The organism is Saprospiraceae bacterium, assembly GCA_016709995.1.
Taxonomy (GTDB): domain Bacteria; phylum Bacteroidota; class Bacteroidia; order Chitinophagales; family Saprospiraceae; genus JADJLQ01.
The window spans coordinates 2,197,943-2,222,696 of the sequence record JADJLQ010000001.1; the positions used below are offsets into that span (position 1 = coordinate 2,197,943).

20 protein-coding genes and 1 pseudogene are annotated in these 24,754 nt (G+C 35.4%); 19 read left to right on the forward strand and 2 right to left on the reverse strand.

Going from position 1 to position 24,754, the window contains the following annotated elements:
- Positions 1 to 1,659 precede the first annotated feature (1,659 nt).
- Positions 1,660 to 1,800 carry a hypothetical protein gene (locus tag IPJ09_09240; GenBank protein MBK7371610.1) on the reverse strand — a complete coding sequence of 47 codons (141 nt, stop codon included), beginning with the start codon at positions 1,798 to 1,800 and terminating at the stop codon, positions 1,660 to 1,662.
- Here IPJ09_09240 and IPJ09_09245 point away from each other — a divergent pair.
- From IPJ09_09245 to IPJ09_09335, 19 genes and pseudogenes are all read left to right on the forward strand, one after another.
- The gene (locus tag IPJ09_09245) at positions 1,735 to 2,346 is read left to right on the forward strand and encodes a hypothetical protein (protein MBK7371611.1); all 612 of its coding nucleotides are present in this window, start codon (positions 1,735 to 1,737) and stop codon (positions 2,344 to 2,346) included. The genes IPJ09_09240 and IPJ09_09245 overlap by 66 nt on opposite strands.
- A 629-nt stretch (positions 2,347 to 2,975) precedes the next feature.
- A complete protein-coding gene (locus tag IPJ09_09250) occupies positions 2,976 to 3,578 on the forward strand; it encodes an FHA domain-containing protein (protein ID MBK7371612.1) in 603 nt (200 codons plus the stop codon).
- 12 nt (positions 3,579 to 3,590) lie between these two features.
- Entirely contained in the window at positions 3,591 to 5,537 is a 1,947-nt protein-coding gene (locus IPJ09_09255; protein ID MBK7371613.1) for a serine/threonine protein kinase, read from the forward strand.
- Positions 5,528 to 6,397, forward strand: a complete 870-nt coding sequence (locus tag IPJ09_09260) for a serine/threonine protein kinase (protein MBK7371614.1) — start codon at positions 5,528 to 5,530, stop codon at positions 6,395 to 6,397. Before IPJ09_09255 ends, IPJ09_09260 begins: the two co-directional genes overlap by 10 nt.
- Positions 6,394 to 6,885: a serine/threonine-protein phosphatase gene (locus IPJ09_09265; protein ID MBK7371615.1), complete on the forward strand. Its 492-nt coding sequence runs from the start codon at positions 6,394 to 6,396 to the stop codon at positions 6,883 to 6,885. The genes IPJ09_09260 and IPJ09_09265 overlap by 4 nt, the downstream gene beginning before the upstream one ends.
- Positions 6,886 to 7,007: 122 nt before the next feature.
- Entirely contained in the window at positions 7,008 to 7,640 is a 633-nt protein-coding gene (locus IPJ09_09270) for a hypothetical protein (GenBank protein ID MBK7371616.1), read from the forward strand.
- Between the two features lie 30 nt (positions 7,641 to 7,670).
- Entirely contained in the window at positions 7,671 to 7,853 is a 183-nt protein-coding gene (locus IPJ09_09275; GenBank protein ID MBK7371617.1) for an FHA domain-containing protein, read from the forward strand.
- Positions 7,817 to 8,413 (forward strand): FHA domain-containing protein, encoded by a 597-nt coding sequence (locus tag IPJ09_09280; GenBank protein ID MBK7371618.1) that lies wholly within the window; start codon positions 7,817 to 7,819, stop codon positions 8,411 to 8,413. Before IPJ09_09275 ends, IPJ09_09280 begins: the two co-directional genes overlap by 37 nt.
- On the forward strand, positions 8,352 to 9,104 hold the full coding sequence (locus IPJ09_09285; GenBank protein ID MBK7371619.1) for a trypsin-like peptidase domain-containing protein: 753 nt from the start codon (positions 8,352 to 8,354) through the stop codon (positions 9,102 to 9,104). The genes IPJ09_09280 and IPJ09_09285 overlap by 62 nt, the downstream gene beginning before the upstream one ends.
- A 41-nt stretch (positions 9,105 to 9,145) precedes the next feature.
- Entirely contained in the window at positions 9,146 to 10,777 is a 1,632-nt protein-coding gene (locus tag IPJ09_09290) for a PKD domain-containing protein (GenBank protein ID MBK7371620.1), read from the forward strand.
- Between the two features lie 107 nt (positions 10,778 to 10,884).
- Entirely contained in the window at positions 10,885 to 12,192 is a 1,308-nt protein-coding gene (locus tag IPJ09_09295; protein MBK7371621.1) for a hypothetical protein, read from the forward strand.
- Between the two features lie 1,040 nt (positions 12,193 to 13,232).
- Complete coding sequence (locus tag IPJ09_09300) at positions 13,233 to 13,595, forward strand: hypothetical protein (protein MBK7371622.1); 363 nt, start codon at positions 13,233 to 13,235, stop codon at positions 13,593 to 13,595.
- Between the two features lie 75 nt (positions 13,596 to 13,670).
- Positions 13,671 to 14,489 (forward strand): AAA family ATPase, encoded by an 819-nt coding sequence (locus IPJ09_09305; GenBank protein MBK7371623.1) that lies wholly within the window; start codon positions 13,671 to 13,673, stop codon positions 14,487 to 14,489.
- Positions 14,476 to 15,375 carry a DUF3871 family protein gene (locus IPJ09_09310; protein MBK7371624.1) on the forward strand — a complete coding sequence of 300 codons (900 nt, stop codon included), beginning with the start codon at positions 14,476 to 14,478 and terminating at the stop codon, positions 15,373 to 15,375. The genes IPJ09_09305 and IPJ09_09310 overlap by 14 nt, the downstream gene beginning before the upstream one ends.
- 104 nt (positions 15,376 to 15,479) lie before the next feature.
- On the forward strand, positions 15,480 to 16,088 hold the full coding sequence (locus tag IPJ09_09315) for a hypothetical protein (protein MBK7371625.1): 609 nt from the start codon (positions 15,480 to 15,482) through the stop codon (positions 16,086 to 16,088).
- A 342-nt stretch (positions 16,089 to 16,430) separates the two neighbouring features.
- Positions 16,431 to 18,797, forward strand: a complete 2,367-nt coding sequence (locus IPJ09_09320) for an SAM-dependent DNA methyltransferase (GenBank protein MBK7371626.1) — start codon at positions 16,431 to 16,433, stop codon at positions 18,795 to 18,797.
- Positions 18,797 to 20,131 (forward strand): restriction endonuclease subunit S, encoded by a 1,335-nt coding sequence (locus IPJ09_09325; protein MBK7371627.1) that lies wholly within the window; start codon positions 18,797 to 18,799, stop codon positions 20,129 to 20,131. Before IPJ09_09320 ends, IPJ09_09325 begins: the two co-directional genes overlap by 1 nt.
- Positions 20,121 to 23,224 (forward strand): annotated as a pseudogene (locus tag IPJ09_09330) (type I restriction endonuclease subunit R). Before IPJ09_09325 ends, IPJ09_09330 begins: the two are co-directional and overlap by 11 nt.
- A 385-nt stretch (positions 23,225 to 23,609) precedes the next feature.
- Positions 23,610 to 23,867 (forward strand): helix-turn-helix domain-containing protein, encoded by a 258-nt coding sequence (locus IPJ09_09335; protein ID MBK7371628.1) that lies wholly within the window; start codon positions 23,610 to 23,612, stop codon positions 23,865 to 23,867.
- Between the two features lie 121 nt (positions 23,868 to 23,988).
- Here the strand turns inward: IPJ09_09335 and IPJ09_09340 are convergent, their stop codons facing one another.
- A complete protein-coding gene (locus IPJ09_09340) occupies positions 23,989 to 24,750 on the reverse strand; it encodes a DUF5131 family protein (protein ID MBK7371629.1) in 762 nt (253 codons plus the stop codon).
- Positions 24,751 to 24,754: the final 4 nt, after the last annotated feature.

Consider the following 24,754-nt stretch of genomic DNA (forward strand, 5'->3'; position numbering starts at 1 on the left):
CCGTCATCGCTTTATTCATCAACTGTAGATTCCGGACCAATTTGTCCCCCAATTCCGTTACAAGCTGACCCCTAAGTTATAGATAGATTAAAGTCTGTGTTAGTAGTTAGGCAACAAATAGTCTTTAAATATATTGAATTACTAAATGTTGCTAAGTTTATAGTACATTTTCGTTTTGATGACTAGAAGACTGAACGAAGCAGTCAAGCTGACCTTATAGAGGTTTCTTTAGCCAAATATTAAATGGTTCAGAACGAGAATATAGTCTAATTATGGATTAAAAATTTGGGTTTAAACTATTTATTTTTAGTTAAATTATGAAAAAATATAAGGAGGATCAGTATCGAATTAAAAATAAAAAGCTGATTGTCAGTACAAAACACACCACTAAAGGCAACACATTAACCATAAAAAGACACCAATCCAGGAAAAAAGAACCTGTTTACTTAGCGGATGTATTTCTTGAAACCCCATCAGGATTTATATATAAAGATGAGACCGGTATGGGTGCAACCTCTCTTGAACTGACTACTGAGCGAAACTCTATCATTGTAGAGCCTATTAAAATCACTGCTTCATCAAAAGCTTATAAACACAATGCATTATACGTTGGAAGCAGTACTAAGTATCATCCCGACAAGACCACTAGCAATGCTCAAATTTTAAGTTACATTTCTGATACCTCAATACCCTATAAGAAGATTCTTGTAGTAGCAGATAGTTTGCGTAAGGTGATTGATGCTATTGGCCCAAACGTTTACAAAGATTACTTTTTATTGATTGATGAAATAGATTCCTTCCAGCTCGATAGCACTTTTAGAAGGAGCATGGAGATGACTTTGGATTACTATAAGCTTTTTAAGCTAGATAGCAGGGCAATGATCTCAGCTACCAGAATAGACTTCACTGACCCTATATTAGCCAAAGAGCCTATAACCTTTATTAAGTACGATAAACCAAAACCAAGGAACATTACAGTAATCACAACAAACAGATCAAGCCTTCAAGGTGTATCCATAGATGCTATTAATAAGATAATAGTCAAAAGTCCTCAAGACAAGATTTTCGTAGCCTATAATTCAGTTTTAGGCTCACTCAGTTTAGCTAATCATTTGGTCAAGAATGACCTTGTCTCAAAAGATAGGATTAAAATCTTATGCAGTGGTGCATCTTCAGGATCAGTTGGGGATTATTATCATGAGCTTGATAGTGACTTACTGCCTGGTCAAATTAACTTCTTTACTTCAGCCTACTTTACTGGTTTTGATCTCAAAGAAAGCTATCATCTGGTATCTATTTCAGGGAATACAAATGAGATTCAAGCTCTTTCAGATCGTAGACTTAAACAAATAGCCGGTAGATGCAGAACAGGCTTGTTGTCAGAGACCATTATCCATGACCTCTATAGTTTTGATGAGAAAGACCAGGAGCTATCTAGAGATAGTCTAATTGAAACTTCTAAAATTCAAGCTGATGCAATGGCATGTAATAAAAAGCATTACAGCAAAAGTCTGGTCCTAAAGGAAATCTTACATGAATTTAATAGTAAAATGCTAGCATTTCTGGAAGCTAAAAACCTAAGATATGTAAGAGAAGATAAAGATGGAAACATCGTGACATCCTACCTAAATATAGATGCTCACCTGGAATCAATCAGAGTTAGAAATACACTATATAGGACCAAGGTAGCACTAAAAAATAAATTAATATCTGAAGGTAATTCTGTAAAAACATATGGTTCTCTACAGTAAAACAATAGTTGAAAAGCCAGATTCTAATCTTATTGGTAGAAAAGCCCAAGTAGAGAGCATAATAACACTATTAAAGAACAGTGATAGTGAATCTATAATATCGACTCACCTGTTGGATGGAGGATTGACGAGATTTCAGAAAATGATTATCAATGAATTTTTAAAGATTTACAAGTATGTAGATTCAAATAAAATGCTTGATCTTATAAAGAACAGCCTTATTAAAAGTAGAGACAATAGAAAGTTCAATTTTTTAATGCAGTCGGCTATATTCCATATTAACCCAAAAGGACATATTGCGGTAGATAGGCTGGATTATTACTTTCCAGTTCAAAAAAGTACCACTTACAAAGTAACCAAATTGGATATTAGAAATAATATGCAGATGTATTTGTCTGAATTAGGGACTCCAGCGCAACAAATAACTGAAGCAAAGGCAATTAGACTCCTGAAGTGCTTTCGAAAATTCTATCGGAAAAGAGATCCTAAGACGAAGTTAGATTACTATGTCATAACTGGCTCTAATCACTTAAAAATACCTGTAACAAGACAAAAATCTTTGGCTCATGAGGAAAATATATTCTCCCTTGCCTAAGATTAGCAACTGATAGTCCCTATATATACTAATTAACTAAATGTTGCTAAATAATAACATATAATCATAATAGTGGCCTATATAGAACAAAATTATTGAGAACCAGCAGATGTACATTTACTTTTGCCTATAGAGGGAATGCTATGGATGGTTAAGCTATAATCTTACTCATAGATTGATAAACTACCAGAGAGTACTTTTGATGTTCAATTGATGTGACGGAATGTCAGGCCCTCAGATCCTAGAATTAGACTTTCGCACGATTTCAAGGATCCTAGAATGCCATCCTGCACGAAGCTTTATATTCAGTATCAAAAGCCAATAATGAGGAGTCAGATCCAGCGGAATTTACACTACCCTTTTATCGAAAGCCGCATTATCACATTACCTAGGCCAACATTTTAATAGAAAATCAAAAAGCATGACAATCACTATTTTACCATCCAACAGGAAAAATATATGTTTAACACCTTCATATACAGGTTGTTAGTCGATTTAAATCTTAAGTAGATCTTTAATACGTGGGATTTGAAAAAAAAAAGGACAATGGACTCATAATTTGTTAACTTTAACTAGTAAGGTCACTCTTTACAAAATGCTTAAATTCTGAATCAACTAAATGCTATTCTATGGAAAGAAAGAATTACGATGACCCCAATTTTGCCAATTCATATAATCCTAACCTCAATCAGGGCACCGTACAATTAAACACCAATGTGGCTTCAGGAGGAGCCATATTAAGCGGCGGCACAATCGTAGGCACTGAATCTCATGCTCCATCTATTAAGCACAAATCGACGTTAGCGGGCTTTTTAGTTACTTATTCCAGGAGCAAAAACGGGGATTTCTTCGAGATTAGAGAAGGTAATAATAGTATTGGAACAGGTAAAAATAATACCATAAAGCTAAATGAACAGCATGTAAGTTCTGATCATGCTAAGATAAATGTTTCATTGGTTAATGAAGGCAAAGAATGGAAAATTCAAATAGTGGATCTTAGTAGTGCCAATGGAACTTTTGTCAATTCCAAAAGGCTAGACATCTACTCTGGTTTTACACTTAAAAACAACGATGTGTTGAAATTCGGAGAGTTTGAACTTTTACTGATGGTTATTGACAGGAACCTAATAAATAGTCAAGCAAATTCAAATTTTAAAGAAGCAAGTAAAATACCCGATTATCCTGTGAGTCAAACTTCAGGTGGACCTGGTACCACTAATGTATCATTGTAAATTTCCTTAATAATGGCACTCGTAACGCTAAGAGGGACTCAAAACACCTATGTATTTGATGACAATGATCTTATTGGAAAGGGGGGTACATCAAATGTCTTCAAAGGTAGAGAAGTCGGCAATAATAAAATTGTAGCGGTAAAGGTTCTATTTCGTAATCTTACTATTGATGATTCGATTTTATCGAGACTTAAACAAGAGGCTTCATTGCGATTTGATCATCCAAATTTACTTAAAATCTACGATTTGATCGTGGACGAAGAAAGTAATATTTATCACTTAATATCAGAATACGTAGATGGGGAGAATTTGGCTGGATTAATTCAGGCAGCGAGAAAAAGGAATAATAGTATTCACTTCTCTACAGTTAAGAAGATCGCTTTTGAGATTGGGTCTGCCCTTCAATACCTTCATAATATCCAACCCTCAATCATACATCGAGATGTAAATCCTTCAAATATAATGATCACCACTGAAGGATCAGCCAAGCTAATGGATCTTGGAATTGCAAGAGTCAATGACCCTTTGTCACAAAGTCATGGTATCACTAGGGTAGGTTCTATAATTGGAACATATCATTATATTCCCCCCGAACAAATCAATTCTTCTCAATACGGACCAGTTGGGATTCAAGCGGACATTTATAGCTTAGGTATAACACTTTATGAATCCTTAACTGGTGAATTACCCTTCAACGGCGACAGTGAATACAAACTCTTTCAGAATATTCTCAATACACCACTTAAGGAACATCCTAATATTAGTAAATATTTTTTTTACTTTTTGCAAAATGCAACTGCCAAAATTCCTAAAGATAGATATAAGGACGTTGCCCAATTTCTAACTGACTTGAATAAGTTCAAGGATAATGGGTCTTTAGCAGGGGAATTATTATCAATTAAAAACAGGACTACCTTACCGATGTATGTCAGTTTTGCAAGTATTTTTCTATTAGGCTTTTTTTTTTATTATTATAATCATAATAAAGTTCCTAACCCACCTCCAATAATAATTGATTGTCCTAAATTTGAAAGAGTTACGATTAATAAATCAATCCTTAATAAGGATACTATAAATCTAATTCAAGGCTATAAGAAGAATATCTTGAGCCTAGTAGAAACAAAGAACCGCTGGACATATTGGTTATCAAACCCTAGATATTTTAATGGGAAAGTAGATTTATCCGGTATTACTAATACTGATATTAACCTCAATAACCCTGTCTGCCTCTTGCTATTAAAACTAATTCGCGAAACACCCATGTATTCTTTTTCTAAAGAACTAGACCTAATAAACAATCAAATAGATTGGATGGATGAAATTAAGCTCGAAAAAGCTTTGAATATTGATCTGGATGAAAGCAAAGCATTATTGACTAAATTTTCTAATGAAATTAAACGTAACAGGAACAAATTCAGATATTTTGTATCATCCTTAGAAGAAACTTTAGTAAGTACAGGTAATTTAGACTATTTATTGGATCTAGCACAAGAAACTGAAAATGATAAACTACAGGCAAGGGCCTATTTCTTAAAAGGAGAATTTAATGAAGCTCATAATGCTTTAAAGCGACTCGAAGATAAAAAAGAACAAGACCGACAAACTCTATTGTTAAAAGCTGACCTTCTTTCTTTTAATAGCGAATATGTACAAGCTACTAATCAATATTTATCGATTTTGGACACTTGGAGTTCCGATAGTTTGGCAATCTATGAATTAAAGAAATCACATAGTGACTTGGACTTTTTAATTTCAAAAGAAAATTTTTTATTTGATACATTATTTATTCGTTTCGTAAAAGGACTAAAATATAGTTTTGATCTAAAATCTGACACGCTTGCAATGCAGAAAGGAAAGTTGTGGTTGGAGTGTTTTACCAGTTCTGCTGGAGAAATCGACAGATTTAAAAATTGTACTAGCATTGCAAATTCCAGGCTAAATGCTATAAAATGGAAGTAACCCTATTCGGTAATATAGATAAATATACATTTGATCCAGATGATCAAGCTTCTTTCATTGGCCGGGGGGGAATGAGTAATGTGTTTAAAGGATATCGAGTATCTGATTCTCAGGAATTAGCAATAAAAGTACTTCATCGTAATATGGCGTCCAGCGCCTTCGTGCAATTTCTTACAGTTATAGCATCTACAGTACGGATTCAACACTCAAATGTTATGAAAATGTACGAACTAATTTATCAGGATGGCATTTATCATGTTATCTGCAAGTATTACAGGGGTAGTTTATTAAGTGATTTGATTGAGTCAGGGGAAACCAAAAAAATGCATAAGACGACAGCCTGGGTAATAATGTCTGGCATGTTAGATGGACTTTATGCCTTGCATTCAAATTTTCCAAAGATTATACATCGGGATATAAAGCCAAGTAATATCCTAATCACCAAAGATTCATTACCTGTTATTTTGGACTTTGGAATTGCTAAAGTAGATGTTCAAAGAATTGATGAATATGGAAGTATAGTTGAAACAAACAGACCATTAGGTACACCGGATTTTTCTTCTCCAGAGCAACTAAACGGAAATGTAATAGACGCAACTTCAGATCTTTATGCAGCAGCAATAACCTTTCACAGACTATTATCTGGAAGTTTGAAATCTTCTATCTCCAGTGCAATTGCCAGTTCGGAGAATGATAAGCCCTTAATTAGGCACCCAAATATTCCCGAATCCGTATATAAGATTTTGAAAAAAGCGACCGATCTAAACCCTCTAAATCGATTCCAGGATGCTTTATCTATGAAACAAGCCCTTGAATCTGAATATATTAATTTTTGGTCAAAAATATTTAAATCCACATGAGCTTAGGATTAAATTATATAGTTTCGGAGATAAGTGATATTGGTGGGCGGAGCAATCAACAAGACTATTTTGGCAAGGTAAGGACCCAACATGGTTCTCTATTTGTTGTAGCCGACGGTATGGGTGGTAGAAATGGTGGATCTATTGCATCTGAGATTGCTGTTAAAATAGTTTTAAATGAATTTGTGTCTCAAAAAAGTGTCGATATACTGGACAGTATCAGGCATTCTTTGCATTTGGCAAACCGTATAATTCTTCAGAGAGGACAAGAGGATGAAAATTTAATAGGAATGGGTACCACAATTGCAATCTTATTCCTTAACGATATTTTTGCCAAGACATTTCATATTGGGGACAGTAGGGTGTATCAATTCCGCGATGAGGATATTGTTTTTTGCACTACTGATCATAGCAAAGTATCGGAGTTGGTAATGAATGGTATAATAAATCCAGAGAAGCTAGAGTTCACCATGAATCTAATATTTTAACACAAGCCCTAGGTAGTGGTAATCAAATATTTATTGAAGAATCCTTAGAATTCGCTTATAAGAAATTTGATTGTTTTTTAATCTGTAGTGATGGAATCTGGAATCCTATTCCTGAACCACAATTGAAAAAACATTTTAGGTTTTTTGATGACCATTCTGAGCGAATCAATCTAAATCTTCTTTCAGAAGTGAAAGAATCTGGGTTGAAAAGGTCGCAAAATTTTGATAATTTAACATCTATAATAATAAAAATGATGGAGAACAGTAAAATGAAAGTTAATGTGAGTGTGGTGGATTTGATTAGGAGAAATATTATAACGATAATTTTATCAATTATAGGATTGACTCTTTTTGGAATGATTTTCCTATCACTAAAAAGTATTAAAAGTGAGCTGAAAGAAATAAGAAATCATGCAGCAAGAAATGGTACCACAATTGATTCTCTTACTTCCCAGATTTTAATAACAAAAAGTCAAATCCAATCTCGAACTGAAATTCTTGCAGTGCAATCAGTTGAAAAAAAAGTCTCTAATGAAAATACTCCTGGAAGTCCAAAAACAAGAGATAAAACAAAAGAAACCGTTCCTTCTAAGTCAAAGGTCGTTGAAAAAAAACAAGGTATCCCTAGATTAAAGGACCAAGAAAATGTAAAGACGAAGCCAAAAGATCCAAATTCTGTTCCTGATTCCAAACAAGCAAATACACCCCCTGATGCCAAAGGAGTAAAACCTGTCATAGATACATCAAAACAATAATAATTGATAAACTAAAATATTCCAAAACAGATGATAAAATTCACAATTGGTCGCGATCCGGATAACCGATATGTCATCTTTGATCCTAACTGTGTTATAAGCAGTCACCATATTACCATAAGTCAGTATCCTGATGGACGACTTACCATACAAGATACCAGTACAAATGGAACAACATTAAATGGCGCAAGATTGCCAAAAATCAAGAAATAAGTATCCGTCGAGGTGACAATATAACTTTAGCTGATATAGCTTCTCTAGAGTGGTCGCGAATACCTCAAATTATTTTTCCATCAAACATAGACAGAGTAATTAACATAGGTCGTGCCCCTGAGAATGCATATGTTACCAAGTCTGAATCTACAGGAAGAAATCATGCTTGTTTAATTATTACTAGAAACAATAAAATCTTTATCTTAGATCAGAGCAAAAATGGCACCAAAGTAAATGGTGACCGTTTGCCAGTTTATCAATTTAGGCAAGTTAATAAAGGTCAAAAAATAATTTTAGGTAATGACGAGATTTTAGATTGGACAAAGATTGGGGTGCCAGGTCTAACTGGTAAACAAAAACTTATGCTTGCTGGAATTGGGGTCATTACTCTACTATCCTTATTAATGTGGTTAAACTGGGATAAGATTATTATTCCACCACCTCCCGAGCCAGTCAAGACAGCTCAAGATTTTAGTAAGTCCATTGTGATGGTGTACAATCAATTTTTTTTATACTTTAAAGGATGCCAAAGGAAATACATCTTTCCTAGGGCAAAATAAAGAGAGGGTTAATGATGAAAGGGATTTATATAAGATTACGCCATTTGAGTTATTTGGCACGGGATTTTTAGTTTCTGATGCAGGACATGTAGTTACAAATAGGCATGTTGCCGAGCCATGGTTGGAAAGTGATTTAAAAGAAACACTTTTTATTCATGATGGCTCAAATTATATAAAATTGATTTATGGTGGCAAATCAATAAAATTAGGTATTATTGCAAATCAACAGACTATTAACAAAAATGAGTTGGCGTCAAGTATAATTCCATGCAACGTTAGCAGTGTCCGTTCATCCAATGACCCAACCGTCGATCTTTCTATTATTCAATTGTCAGCAAAAGTTGTTCCACCTGGTTCCAGCTATGTGAGCAAAGAAGACATCATTTCAAGAGACTCATTTAATAAAGTTACTGTTCTTGATGATGTGGTGGTTCAAGGTTATCCTTTTGGTATTGGTCTATGGGATAACACAAAACCGTATATTCAGACTACTTTGGATAAAGGGAGTATAAGTATGATAAGGAAACCTCATGAAATTCAATATAATGCCAATAGTGCTAAAGGTGCAAGCGGTTCTCCGGTTATTCATGTAAAGACAGGTAAGATAATTGGAGTAAATACTTATGGTACGGGTGCTGACCACAATGTTGGTATTTTGGCATATTTAATTGGTGATCTAATGGTACAGTGATGTTTAAATCTATACTTCGGTCAATCATTTTGTATTCCGTTGTGATTTCAGGAATCACATGTAATAAATTTGAGGACAATCATGATCAAATTTGCTTTAAACCTTATATTGATTATATCACATATTTTATTGACCCAATTGAACAAACAATTAAAATTGATTCAGTAACATTTTTAAATGGATCTAGACGGCAAATACGATGGGATTTCGGAGATGGAGGTTATAGTACACTGGAAAAACCAACACATAAATACCAACCTAAATCAATTAATGAAAGCTATAAACTTAGCCTTAGAGCGAGCAATGAATGTGGTGAATCCATTTGGTATAAAACAATTACGATTGGACCATGTTTAGCGATTCCATCTTTTGATTTTAACGTAGTTAAAGACAAAGTCACTTTCAATAATACTACTAAGGTTGCGGGTTTAAATATTTTAGGATATAAGTGGGAATTTGGAGACGGACAAATTATTCGTACTGAATCTCCCGGAACGCATACCTTTCTAAAACCAGGAAAATATATCACAAGCCTCACGGTATCCACAGATTGTGGAGAAAATACTATTCCGAAAGAAATTATAATTGATTGCTTTAAGGACGTTGTATGTAATAACTGTATCAAAATAATAGAAAATGGATGGAACAGTAGATCGTTCTCATTAACCTCTTATACAGGAGTGATTGGGGTAGAATGGAATTTCGGTGATGGATCAAACTTTGTAAAATCCTTATCACACACTTATACTTATCAAAATGAAGGTAGATATACAGTTATAGCAACAATTTCAAATGAATGTACTTCACAAAGTTTCAAAGACACGGTTTTTATAGCTAAACCTAACAATGAATATAAAGAAATTAATTTGCCGAATTTGTATGGTTCAAATAGTTTTCATCAAATAGTTTATTTTAATGGTGGCGCATATGTCTTAAATTCTGTAGGATACTTTTATGCTTGTGCATTAAGCTCTAATAATGTAACACCTTTGCCCTCAACTCTTTTTTCAATTGACCCTAGCAATAAATTAAAAAAAGATGCTATTGGAATGACTTTATGGAATATAGGTTCAACAGGGTCAAGAAAATTAGAATCTAACAAATGGGAAGATATTGAGTGGAACGGACAATTTATTACTACAAAAGTAAATGATTTAGATTGTAACATTGAAGGACATTATTTGGCTGTGGGATTATCTAAATCTATTGTTTATAATACCATAAGTAAATATTTCTTTAGAATTAGAAATGGTGAAAAATATTTAGCTTATTATACTTATGGTGACACTAATGCAAAAATTGGACCTACTATCAATCTACTCGACGATGAGAGTTTTGGATTAATTCATAATAAAATTAGTGGCGATATGTATTTTATTAATTCATCAGGGATCGTAGTTACTAATTCAACCGGAGTGTATAAACGGCTTCTTTCAAAAACAAATGTAAATTTATTACTGTCAGCCCCTAAAAAAATATTGGTTGATTTTAATGATAATATTTGGTCTCTTATGAAAGACGGTTCTTTATTACGAACTAAATTAAGTACATTAGATAGTAAAATTATTTGGTCGGATTCAATCAATGATTTTGATGTTTTTCCTAATTCCAAAAATGAAACTGAGGTACTTATTGCTGGTAATGGCATTTTGAAGCATCTTTCCAAAAACTAGTTAAATTGATTCATTATTATTCATATAATTCTCTGAGACTAAGGATTTGTCTATTATTTATTGGATTTGCCCTTTCCTTTGATGCTAAAGCTCAGATCGGCAGCATATTGAATAAAGATTCTACTAAAAATGTTAATCCAACAAAACCAACCCTAGCAATACAACAAATAATCCCTTCAGCCAACAAACCAAATAATTTGACACAAATTTTTAAGAAAGATTCCATTCCTCTAAATCAAAAGCCAATCGCCAAGTTAAAAGATTTGGTTTTGACAGTTGATGTACCTCTGTCAAATTATGAAATAATTTCTCAATCTTATGATAACGAGGATGGAAATAATATTTTATACATTTGGAAAGAAGCACTTGGAAATAAAAACCATTTAATAATCAGAACCGACCCTAGATCTCCAAAAGCCTACTTTGATATTCAATTGCCTGGATTGTATTCAATAAAACATGTAGTAAAGGACAAGGGAAACAAATTAGATTCCATTCAGTTTACTATCATTGCAACCAAACCTGCAATTGAAATCAATTATTCACCCATTGCAAAGATCAACATAGTAGGGGCCCAATTATCTATCCAAAAGGACAATCTACCGTTAGTCTTAAATTCTGGATCAATTGACCCTGAAGGTGATGCGCTCACTTATAATTGGACAATTATATCTGGGTTTCCGGGAGATATTGAATCTAAAAACTCATCTCGAACTCGAATTTTAAACCTTACCGAAGGACCATATACTTTTAAATTAGACATAATTGACTCTAAGGGACATTCAAGCACAGAAATTATTAATATTATAGTCACACCTGAAAGCTCTTTAGTCGCGAATACTAAGTTAGCAACGGAGAATAAGGCACCCCTAAATCCTATTTCTTCTACATCAACAGCTAAAAATCCGGAGAAAATTCCTGGACTTAAAGGAGGACCAGAGTATGCCCTATTCGATCTTGTCCTTCCGGGAGTAGGTCATTATTATGCTTCAGGTGATTATACCGGTTATGGAAGAAAAAAGACTCATTTTTTTACAACTGCCTTAGTAAGTATAATGGTTGCTTCCGGATTTTACTTAAAATTGGATTCAGAAAGAGATTTCACAAAGTATAAATCATTTGAAATTGAGTATCAAAAGAATGACCTAGGGGTTTTAACAGGAGGGCAAAGAGGAGGAATTGAAGCGGAAGCACAAAAATTCTATGATCGAGCAAGGCAAAAGGATTTGCTATTTAAAGGGCTCATAATAGGTTCGGGAGTTATTATAGCTGGGGATGCCATTTTAACTTTATTTAAAGGCCTTAAAAACAAGAATGAATATAACCGAAGATATAAGCTTGGGAAATTTAGTCTAAATATTGACCCTTTCTCGAATCAATATTCTGGTATGGTAGGTTTCAATTTGAATAAATGAATTGTTTGTTAGTTATTGCCATACTACTGAAGTCCATATGCCTTGAACACTCTTACCCAGATGCTATTATTCTAGTTTACACTGCCCAACCTGTAGATCCCAGACTATTGTGACCCTTAAGTTTGGATTTTAATTGATCTTATTTTAAGGACCTAGCAACAAATAGTCCCTATATATACTAATTAACTAAATGTTGCTAATCCAACAGTACTTATTAAACATTGAGTATTTTGGAATCCATAAATTCAGTTATGCTTTCCCTATAGGGGAAAATATATGATAATGTAAGACATAATTTCTCAACAGGCCCAAAATATCAATGATCAGAATTCATTATTGCCCACTTGAATCCCTTCTAAAGGAAAAGGCATAAGTATTTGTACTTTATCCTCCCCCATCTAGACAATGGGAGGAACTTAAACCTATATATAGATATACCCTCCTCCCATCGTTAATTGTTTCCTCTAAAGGCCACAGAACCAATGCTTTAAAGAATTTATACCAAAGTATAATTCCTTTATACCAAATATTCTTTTTTGGTATATTTTATGCTTTTCCTGTATAGGCCAAGGATTCAGAATACCAAATAAATCATACCCATGTTTTGTTTGAATAATAAATCTGTTACGTGGTTAGCAACACTTAGTCACTATATATATTAATTGACTATCTGTTGCCATTTTTGATTGCAAGTCTGATATAAGATCTCAAATTGTAGCACCTATGCACTTATATAGAAAGATATGGATATCAAAGTCCTTATCCTGACTCATGGATTGTATTAATGATCTGATCTCAATTCAAATATCAATACATCAGCCTCTAAAGGGAAAGGGCATTGATCTGGTTTAAGGCTATTGTTATTTTCCCCTATAGGCCACAGTACCTGAGTCAAATAAATAATTTTTGGGATATTTTTCCAATTTTCCCTATGGACATAAAAGCCTCTATACCCTATTGATCACCCCCCCTATGATTGGGTAGAGAAAACATCTCTCCCCCTCTTATGAGGGATTTTCTAATTTCTTAATTCATTAAAAATGGTAACAGTTAGTGGTTATGCCGTAAGGCAGAATCTGGAAGGAGAATCATTTGTGGTTCTTCTCCTACAAGGAGATATGGATGTAGTCCAATCTCAGGTAACAGGTCGCTTTTATGCTACAGCAAAGAAGTGTACTATTTCATCAACTTTCTCTGAACAGATGGCAGCTCTACAGGTAGGAAAACAGCTCCCTGGTAGTATCATCAAGGAGGAATGTGATCCGTATGATTATGTAATCCCAGAGTCTGGAGAAGTCATCAGATTAGGTCATTCATGGACTTATATACCGGATGAAGTTCCTAAACCTGTGAAAGCATTTATGAGCAACTTTAGTAAGAATGGCAAACCAGTTGAAGCTTAACTGTTGCCATTAAGATTGGGGGTATACTTAGGTATGCTCCCTTTCTTTTTTAATTAATCTTTTAAAAATTTCAACATGAATATTCGAAAAGCTGAACGTAAACAAGCAAAAATCAAAATGGCCATTCAAGGTCCATCTGGATCTGGCAAGACATATTCTTCTCTATTACTGGCAAGAGGACTAGTAGGAAGTCTTGAGAATGTATGTGTCATTGATACAGAAAATGGTTCATCTGATCTCTATGATCATCTGGGTCCTTTTAGCAACATACCATTATCTACGCCTTATACCCCTGAAAAGTATCTCCAGGCTATTGAATTGGCAGAAAAGGAAGGTATGGAGTTTATTATTATAGACTCCTTATCTCATGCCTGGGAGTACCTCCTGGATTATCATTCAAGCCTTAGTGGTAACTCCTTTAATAACTGGTCTAAGGTTACTCCACGGAATAATGCTCTTTTTACCAAGATCCTAAGCTCACAGGCTCATATGATCTCTACACTGAGGGTAAAACAGGATTATGTACTCACCGACAAGAATGGAAAAATGGTCCCAGAGAAGGTAGGTCTCAAATCAGTACAAAAAGATGGAGCTGATTATGAATTTACCTTAGTCTTTGATATCAATGTCAAACACAAAGCATCCTGTAATAAGGACCGGACAGGTCTATTTATGGATTGTCCTGAGTTTACCATAGATAGTAGTACCGGGGATTATATCAGGAACTGGTGTAATAATGCCAATATCGAGACCAGGATTAAATCGGCTAAGTCACTCAAAGAACTACTGGAAATCTACAACTACAATCACGACGCTGAACTGGTAGGTCTATTTACCGAACGAAAAACAGAATTATTAAATAACGCAAAACATCTTCAAAATGGAAAACCATAATTCATTTATTGTAGCTAATACACTACCAATAAGTTTACAAGAAATCCATGATAGACACATTATACCAGTGTTTGCCAAGGACAATTCAGCTTTGATCTCTCAATCTCAGATTATTGAGACTACCCAGGATACTTTATCTGCCTTAGGGTATTCTCCTGATGCAGCTGAAATCAGAGTATCACACCCTATAATGGGTAGAACTCCTGAAGCCAGGTTTAAGCAGCCTAGTGAGCTTTTACCACATGAGATCACCCTTTACTATGAAAGAATGATGTTCCTGCTTAGAATACCTACCATAAGGTCTACAGTCAATGGACATGAGTTATCATTGGTTGTAGGAGGTATAAAATCCTACTCCTGGGATAATCTAGGCAGGGATCATAAAGCTCAACAGCATTTTAAGTTCTTTGTAGGCTTCCAGGTCTTTGTCTGTTCTAATCTATGTGTATCCTCTGATGGAGCAGTTTTAGAATTAAAGGCTAATTCATCTCATATGATCACATCACAAATCAAGGAGATGATGGAGGTCTATAAGCCAGAAAAGCATCTCCATTGGCTTGAAGATCTTGAAAACTATAATCTGACTACATCCCAATTTGCCCATTTTTTGGGTAGAGCCTCGATGCAACCATATGTAAAAGATTCACCAGATTATTCTCTGTCTACTACTCAAGCAAACTCAGTAGTCAAAGGATACTACTCAGATCCGCATTTTGGACATAATGATGATCAAATCTCACTGTGGAATCTGTATAATCTCATCACTGAATCCAGTAAAGGAGCTTATATCGATGGCTTCCTGGATAGGAATGTAACAGGATCAAAGATCGTAGATGATCTCTGTATTAACCTTAAACAAGGATCACCTAGCTGGTACTTGAACTAGTGCACATTGTGCACATCGTGCACTGTCGCAATATTCCAATTAAAGGGTAGGTAATTCCTACCCTTTTTTATTTTATCAATTAACTAATTCAAAATCAATTATTTATGAAAACAACTTTCATTTTTCTTTGTATTGCCTTAATACAAGGCATTACCTATTCTCAAAATTATCTTTTTGAATCCGGCTCTAGTGGATTCCATATTGCTGGCCAGATTGGTACATCCAAATCTAGTACCATTCTAGCTATATCCCCTGGGTATACTATGAATGGCAAACTTACTTTTGGATTAACCATAGGCACTGAAAACGTAACGGACTTTGACCTAAATTCTACTTCCTTTAGACCTTATTTGGATGTCATGCCTTTAAAACAAGGAGACAATGGATCACCTATCAGTCTTAACTTGGGAGTACATTATCAATATAATACATTTCCAAAGCTATCAGATTTATTTATAAGTACTATTGGATTCAGTATCAATGGATTACATGAATTAGGTCTCAATAAGTACAATAAAATAGTACCGAGTATTGGATTAAGTTGGGATAGGTCTACAATAAATCTACTCGGTATCAAGGCAAGTACAAATTATCTTGGAATAAATTTATCGTCGGCTTTTAGGTTCAATAATTTGTATATCCAGCCATTGCTTTCTATTAGTAAAGGGAGTACGCTTTTGACTTTATCATTTGGAGTAATTTTTCCTAATTGAAAATACTATAGAAGGAAGGGGTATATGCAAGGGTATATCCTTTCTTCCTATTGTTGTTTTATTTGCTTTCGAGCTTTAGCCGCTCCAGTTTACTCTTTGAGCCTAAAATTTAAAAAGGCAACAAACTTGGATAGTTACTTCGACAGATTTCAAAAATTTAGATGTCGAAGTCCGGTAGATAATTTGGATATTCGTATCTAATTCAGCTATACAATATATCTGTGGTAAGATTTTAAAAAACTCTATTTTATGCAACTAAGACAAATTCAAGATGGTGTCGAATCTTTGGAAATGAATAATAGCGATCTTCGCGGACAAGAAATAGTGAAATAAAAATAAACCATGAACCAGGCAGTACACAATAGATTAGTTTCCTTCATATGGTCCATAGCTGACGATTGTTTGCGGGATGTATACGTGAGAGGAAAATACCGGGATGTCATTTTGCCCATGGTAGTACTACGTAGATTAGATGCATTGCTTGAACCCACTAAAGCAGCAGTGCTAGAGGAGTTGATTTTTCAAAGGGAAGAAGCCAAGTTTACTGAATGGGATGAGAATGGTTTAAGACAGGCCAGTGGGTATGTTTTTTACAACACAAGTGAATGGACTCTCCAACGATTACACGATACTGCTACTAATAATCAACAAATACTTCAAGCCAATTTTGAAGATTACCTAAATGGATTTAGTGGAAACGTAAAAGAGATCATCGAAAAATTCAAACTCAAAAGCCAGGTAAGGCACATGGCATCGAAAGATGTTTTGTTGAATGTGTTGGAGAAATTCACATCACCTTATATCAATCTTACCCCTATTGAAAAGAATGATCCTGAAGGTCGCAAACTACCTCCATTAACCAACCTGGGTATGGGTTATGTGTTTGAAGAACTGATACGTAAATTTAACGAAGACAACAATGAAGAAGCTGGAGAGCACTTTACACCTCGTGAGGTTATTGACCTCATGACACATATTATATTTGAGCCTGTAAAAGACAAGCTCCCACCTGTAATGACCATCTACGATCCTGCCTGTGGTAGTGGTGGTATGCTTACCGAGTCTCAGAATTTTGTAAAGGATGAAGAAGGCGAAATTAAAGCAAAAGGTGATGTGTATTTATATGGCAAGGAGATAAACGATGAAACCTATGCCATTTGCAAATCGGATATGATGATTAAGGGCAACAACCCTGAAAATATTCGAGTAGGCTCAACATTGAGTACTGATGAATTTGCAGGAACAACCTTTGACTTTATGCTGTCTAATCCTCCTTATGGTAAGTCCTGGGCAAGTGAGCAGAAGTTTATAAAAGATGGTAAAGATATTATAGACCCTCGTTTCCAAATCAAACTGAAAAACTATTGGGGCATTGAAGAAGATGCAGATGCTACGCCTCGTTCATCAGATGGACAGTTACTTTTCCTCATGGAGATGGTCAATAAACTGAAACCATTAACCCAAAGTCCATTGGGTTCCCGTATAGCATCAGTACATAACGGGAGCAGCTTATTTACAGGTGATGCTGGAGGTGGTGAAAGCAATATCCGCAGATACATTATTGAAAACGATTGGTTGGAAGCCATTGTGCAAATGCCCAATAACTTGTTTTACAATACAGGCATTACTACCTATATCTGGATTTTGAGCAATAATAAAGCAAAGGTCCGCAAAGGCAAAGTTCAGTTAATAGATGCTGGTTTATTGTTCCGAAAATTACGTAAAAACCTGGGAAATAAAAACTGTGAGTTTGCACCAGAACATATCCGTGAAATAGTATCTGTATATGAGAATATGCAAGCGGTTGATCGTGATATTCATCCCGAAACCCAGGAAGAACAAGGCATAGCAGCTCAATTATTTGACAATACTGACTTTGGCTATTACAAAGTAACCATTGAGCGACCAAAAAGATTGAAAGCACAGTTTACAGCTGATCGTATTGCAGAATTGCGTTTTGATAAAAGCTTACGTGAACCTATGATTTGCGCTTATGAATCTTTTGGTGAAAAAGCATATTCAGACATAGCCAAGCACGAGAAGGAAATAATCGAATGGTGTGAAAAAAATGAGTTAAACCTCAATGCCAAACAAAGTAAAACATTGGTGAGTGAATCCCTATGGACAAAGCAGTTGGAGTTACTAAACACAGCTACCAAATTGATGCAAGCCATTGGCAATGACGAGTACAGTGACTATAATCTCTTTAAAGAAAAGGTAGATGCAGCATTGAAAGCTAATAAAGCCAAACTCTCCGCTTCTGAAAAAAATGCTATATTAAATGCTGTTAGCTGGTACGATGCCACAGCCGAAAAAGTGATTAAAGGAACTACCAAATTAACTGGAGATAAACTGGAACAACTGCTGGAGTATTTGGATTGTACAGAAACTGAACTTGCTGACTATGGATATTTTGCTACCAACAAAAAAGGCGAATACATTGATTATGAAACTGAAAGTGATTTACGGGATACCGAAAATGTACCACTAAAAGAAAACATTTACCGCTACTTTTTGCGTGAAGTAAAACCCCATGTAGCTGAGGCTTGGATAAACCTGGATGCTACCAAAATTGGTTATGAAATAAGTTTCAACAAATACTTCTACCGCCACAAACCTTTGCGTACTATTGAAGAAGTAAGTACCGATATTTTGAAGCTGGAAGCATTGAGTGATGGTTTAATTCGTGAAATTTTAAATCTGGCTTAATGGAAATGGTATTAGAAAATACGACAGTCAAAAAATATTCTGCCTATAAAGATTCGGGAGTGGAATGGTTGAGGGAGATTCCAGAACATTGGAAAGTACTACCTGGACTAAGTTTTATTTTTGAGAATAAGGATAGAAATAAGGGAATGATTCGAAATACCATTCTTTCTTTAAGTTATGGAAATATAAGAGTTAAAGGTGAAGATGAACTCACAGGGCTAGTTCCTGAATCATTTGAAACTTATCAATTTGTCAATAAAGGTGATTTAATTTTCAGACCAACAGATTTGCAAAATGATACAGTAAGTTTGAGAAGCTCCATATCAGAATTTGAAGGTATTATTACCAATGCTTATCTTAACTTGAGATTTAAATCAAAAGCTAATTCAAAGTTCTTTCATTATTTTTTTAGGGCAATCGACAATAATAAAGTTATTTATGGTTTAGGTTCTGGACTTAGACAAAATATTAGTTATCTGGATTTTAGAAGATTTCAATTTCCATTCCCACCATTTGAAGAACAAACCGCCATTGCAGCCTTTCTCGATCGCAAAACAACCTTGATAGACCAAGCCATTGACATCAAACAAAAACAAATAGAACTACTCAAAGAACGCAGGCAAATACTCATACACAAAGCCGTTACTCGTGGACTAAACCCCAAGGTAAAAATGAAATATAGTGGTGTGGAGTGGATTGGGGAGATACCGGATGGTTGGGAAGTGAAGAGGTTGGGTATCCTTACTGATATAATTGATCCACAACCAGATCATAGGGCTCCTAAAATGGATGATAATGGGTTGCCTTATCTAGGGATCAGAGATATTAATGATGATGGATCAATAAATATACATACTGCAAGAATGGTAGATGTTAAGGCAATAGAGAAGCAGGAAAGGTCATTCACGCTAAATGATGGAGATATATTGTATGGGAAAGTCGGTACACTTGGCAATCCTAAAAGAGTAAGTTTAGGTGGTGAAAGAGTAGCATTGTCAGCCACTCTTGTAATAATAAAAAACAAAACTGAATTATTGACAAGATATTTAAAATTTGCACTTGATAGCAATATGCTATATGATCAAATTGAAAGAATTATTACAGGTGCTACAAGACCAGCTCTAGGTATTCAGCAGATTAGAAAATTTCAAATTGTGATCCCATCTGAATTTGATCTTGTAGTTATTGTTGAATATTTAGAAACCTCTTCATCCAAAATCGCTAACGCCATTTCCCTCAAAGAGCAAGAAATAGAAAAGCTAAAAGAATACAAAGCCACATTGATTAATAGTGCGGTAACGGGTAAAATAAAAGTATATGACGATGCCAAGTAAAACCAACGAACAGGCACTAGAAGCCACCATCGAAAAAAAACTTACCGGCAATTGCCTTGAAGAGCTAAAGGAGCAAAATGTCTCTTTACATACTGTTCACGATAGAGCAGAATTGTATCGTTCTGGCAATGGCTACTTCATTGGTTTACCCGAAGATTTTAATACAAAATATGCTATTGACGAACATCGTTTATGGGATTTTTTGCAAACCACTCAAAAAGATGAGTTAACCAAGCTGCAAAAACAAAGAGACTGGAAATTAAAGATACTCGAACGCCTGGATCGCATGATCAAAAAATATGGTATCCTGCGTATGTTTCGCAAAGGATTGGATGTGGATGATGCTCATTTTACATTGCTATACCCATTGCCTTTGGCAAGCAGCAGTGATACCGTAAAAGCTAATTTTGAAAGCAACCAATTCAGTTCTACCCGTCAGTTACGCTATTCTTTATCCAATACAGGTGAAGAGATAGACATGGTGCTTTTTGTGAATGGTTTGCCATTTGCTACCATGGAACTGAAAAATCATTGGACAGGTCAGAACGCCAAAGTGCATGGGCAAAATCAATACAAATTCAAAAGAGACATTACACAGCCATTATTAAACTTTGGTCGTTGCATTGTACACTTTGCAGTGGATACAGATGAAGTGTATATGACTACCAAACTCAATGGTGCAAGCACATACTTTTTACCATTCAACTTAGGTCAGCGTGAGCCATTGTTTGGAAAAGGTAATCCTCCGAATCCGTTTGGCCATAAAACATCCTATTTATGGGAAGAGATATTTACCCGAAACAGTGTAGCCAATATCATTCAGCACTTTGTTCGCTTTGATGGCAAAGACACCGATCCTTTAAGCAAAAAGACCTTGTACTTTCCCCGTTATCATCAATTAGATGTAGTTCGAAGACTGATTGCCGATGCCAGCAAAAAGGGAGTTGGTCAAACGTACTTAATTCAACATTCAGCTGGTTCTGGGAAGTCAAATTCCATTACCTGGGCAGCTTACCAACTCATTGAGACCTATCCTGAAAGTGATTCTATACCAGGTAGCAAAGGCATTTCAAATCCTTTGTTTGATTCCGTGATTGTAGTTACCGACAGAAGACTATTAGATAAACAACTCCGTGAAAATATCAAAGAATTTTCTGAAGTGAAAAATATTGTTGCACCAGCTTATAGCTCCAAGGAACTAAAAGAAAACTTAGAAGGTGGTAAGAAGATCATCATCACTACTATCCAAAAGTTTCCATTTATCGTAGATGGTATTGCCGATTTGAGTGACAAACGATTTGCTGTAATTATCGATGAGGCCCATTCTAGTCAAGGTGGAACAGCCGCAGGGAAGATGAATCAAGCCATGGGCAATATATCTGAAGAAAATGAAGAAGAGGATGAAGAAAACACACAAGACAAGATATTAGAAGCCATGAGGTCACGTAAGATGCGTGGCAATGCTTCATACCTGGCATTTACAGCTACTCCAAAGAACAATACCTTGGAACGATTTGGTGTAAAACAAACGGATGGCAAGTTTAAACCCTTCCACCTATACTCCATGAAACAAGCTATTGAGGAAGGATTTATCTTAGATGTTTTGGCTAACTACACTACGTATAAGAGCTATTATGAGATAGAAAAGTCCATCCAAGAAAATCCGTGGTTTGATACAGTAAAGGCGCAAAAAAAATTAAGGACCTACGTTGAGCAGAACAAACAAACGATTGCTACCAAAGCTGACATTATGCTTGAGCACTTTGTAACAAAATTGGTAAATACCAAAAAGTTAAAAGGCAAGGCGAAGGCAATAGTCGCATCACAGAGCATTGAATCAGCTATCAACTATTATTTTGCTTTGAAACAATTGCTGGAGGATAGAGGTAATCCATTTAAAATTGCGGTTGCTTTTTCAGGCATGAAAAAATTAGGGGCATTGAATATACAGAGGATAGCATAAATGAATTTCCTGCCAGCTTAGATAAAGCGAAACCATCAGACCCGGGTTACATCAGCGACAAAATTGCTCGTTATCTAGACATGGATGAATACCGAATATTGGTGGTGGCTAATAAATACTTAACAGGTTATGACCAACCCAAATTAACCGCCATGTATGTAGACAAAAAACTACAAGGCGTAGTCGCCGTTCAAGCCCTATCAAGGTTAAATCGGTCATCGGACCTATTGGGGAAGAAAACTGAAGATTTATTCATCCTCGATTTTTACAATACTACAGAAGATATACAAAAAGCCTTTGATCCCTTTTATACCGCTACCTCTTTAAGCAAAGCTACTGACATCAATGTGCTACATGACCTTAAATCCCATTTGGATGATGTTGGTGTCTACGAATGGATTGAGGTAGAAGATTTTGTAATGAAATACTTTAAAGGAGTAAATGCTCAAGAATTAAGTCCAATCATTGACATCGCAGCAGAACGCTTTAATACTACGCTGCAATTGGATGACAAAGAGAAGGCAGATTATAAAATTAAAGCGAAACATTTCGTAAAAATTTATGGACAGATGGCTTCCATTATGCCGTACGAAGTGCCAGCCTGGGAATACCTTTTTTGGTTTTTAAAATTCTTGATCCCTAAGCTTATCATCGTAGATAATGAAATTGATGTATTAGATGGCTTATTGAATTCTGTGGACCTATCAACCTATGGTTTGGAAAGAGTAAAACTAAATACCAGCATCGGGCTTGATGCAACAGAAACAGAAGTTGACCCACAAAACCCAAATCCAAGAGGTGCACATGGTGGTGATCCTGAAAAAGATGAGCTTGATTTAATCATTATGAGTTTTAACGAACGATGGTTTCAAGGTTGGGAGGCTACACCTGATGAGCAACGAGCAAAGTTTGTAAATGTTGCACAGAAGATGAAAGAGCACACTGACTTCAAAGAAAAATATGCAGACAATACCGATATTCAAAACAGAGAAATTGCCTTTAGTAAAATCTTTGATGATGTTATGGGTAAGCAACGCAAAAATGAACTTGACCTATATCGAATGGTCTCCCAGGATGAAGGATTTAAGATTGCAATGCAGGATACGATTAAGCGAATGTTGAGGGTGTAAGTAAATTTCTACTAAAAAACAACCTAATCTAAATTGTACTTACTTGATGTAAATCTTCCAGACAACGAAAATATTCTTACTATGAATTGTACCTGTTCTGGTAACTCTCCAGTCTTTGATACCTTATTCTTCAATATATGTTCATAAACCTGTTCTGATCCATCAGCAGTTATCAAAAACAATCCATGTCTCGTTATATTTGTCCTAGACTTACCCTCACCTTGGACATGATTAACTTCAATGACGAACTGCTTATTGATATCATCATTCACGAAGGCTAAATGGATCTTCAGGAGATCCTTTTTAGTGGGATTGAGATCTGGGAAATATTCGATTTGAGTAATGTGAGCCATTTATAGGAGCCAAAATAAGTAAATCACTGCTTATGAAAACTATAAAGATCGAGTCAGTCACCTTAGATGATCTACTTCATGCCATTGATAAACTGATAGGTAAAAGGCTATCAGCACTCATAGTATATAAGGATACAGCAAGACTTTTAACTCGAGAACAGATTAAAGATCAATTCGGTATTAGCCTTTCAACTATCCATAGATATGTTATCAGAGGTATCCTGATACCCAAAAGGATAGGTGGTAAGGTCTATTTTGACCATGCGGCCATACTTGATGCAATCAAGTAGGTCTCACAGTATAAATCCCTTTGACCAGGGTAGAAAAGTTTTGTACTGTACTTCATAGGTACATAATAAAAAGCCGGAAGATATTTCTACCCTCCGGCTTCAATCTATAATACAACCAAAGTTATATTGGAAACTCCTGAATTTTGATATTCTGAAGCTCTTTAGGCCATTCTTTTAGGTTTTCACCCTTCCAGTCACGTAGTCTAAGCTTTTTAGCCTGGTAGCTGCCCAATTGCTTCACAAAGGATTTAATATTAAGATCCTTCTGCTGCTTAACCAGATCCTCGATCCATGATATCTCACATGGTCGATATCTGTACTTACCATAGGCATAGCCGCTCTCCCCTCCGATTATCCCTTGGTGAATACCTTTGATGGCTCCTGATTCAATTTGAGGACTAAGATCTATTGGACCTAAAAGAGGCTCATAAGAAATAAATCTGATTTTAGCCGGTATACGAGCCAGCTCATCCATCCTATTGATATAAGCCTGACTTTCGATGGATGTTCCCAACCATACATTATCCCAACCATCTCCCCAATCTGGAGGTAGATGATCTTTTACTCTGTCGATCCTTTTAGTAAGTATCTGCCATTTATGCTGTGGTGTCCTTCTGATGATATCCCACGCATTTTGACGCCATTGATCAGCCTCTTCGATAAAGAAATCGGACATACTATTAGTGAAGATCATCTTTGGTTCCTTCCAAGTTAAAGCCTGATTAAAGGTAGCATCCGAAGTTCTTCTGACTAAATTTGGATTTACTCCCTTATTGTCATAAATACGATGCATGTAACAGTACTTACAGCCAGGTGACACCTTGGTACACCCGGTCCAAAAATTGACAGTGTGATCTGTCCATGATATATTTGAATTTAACATATAT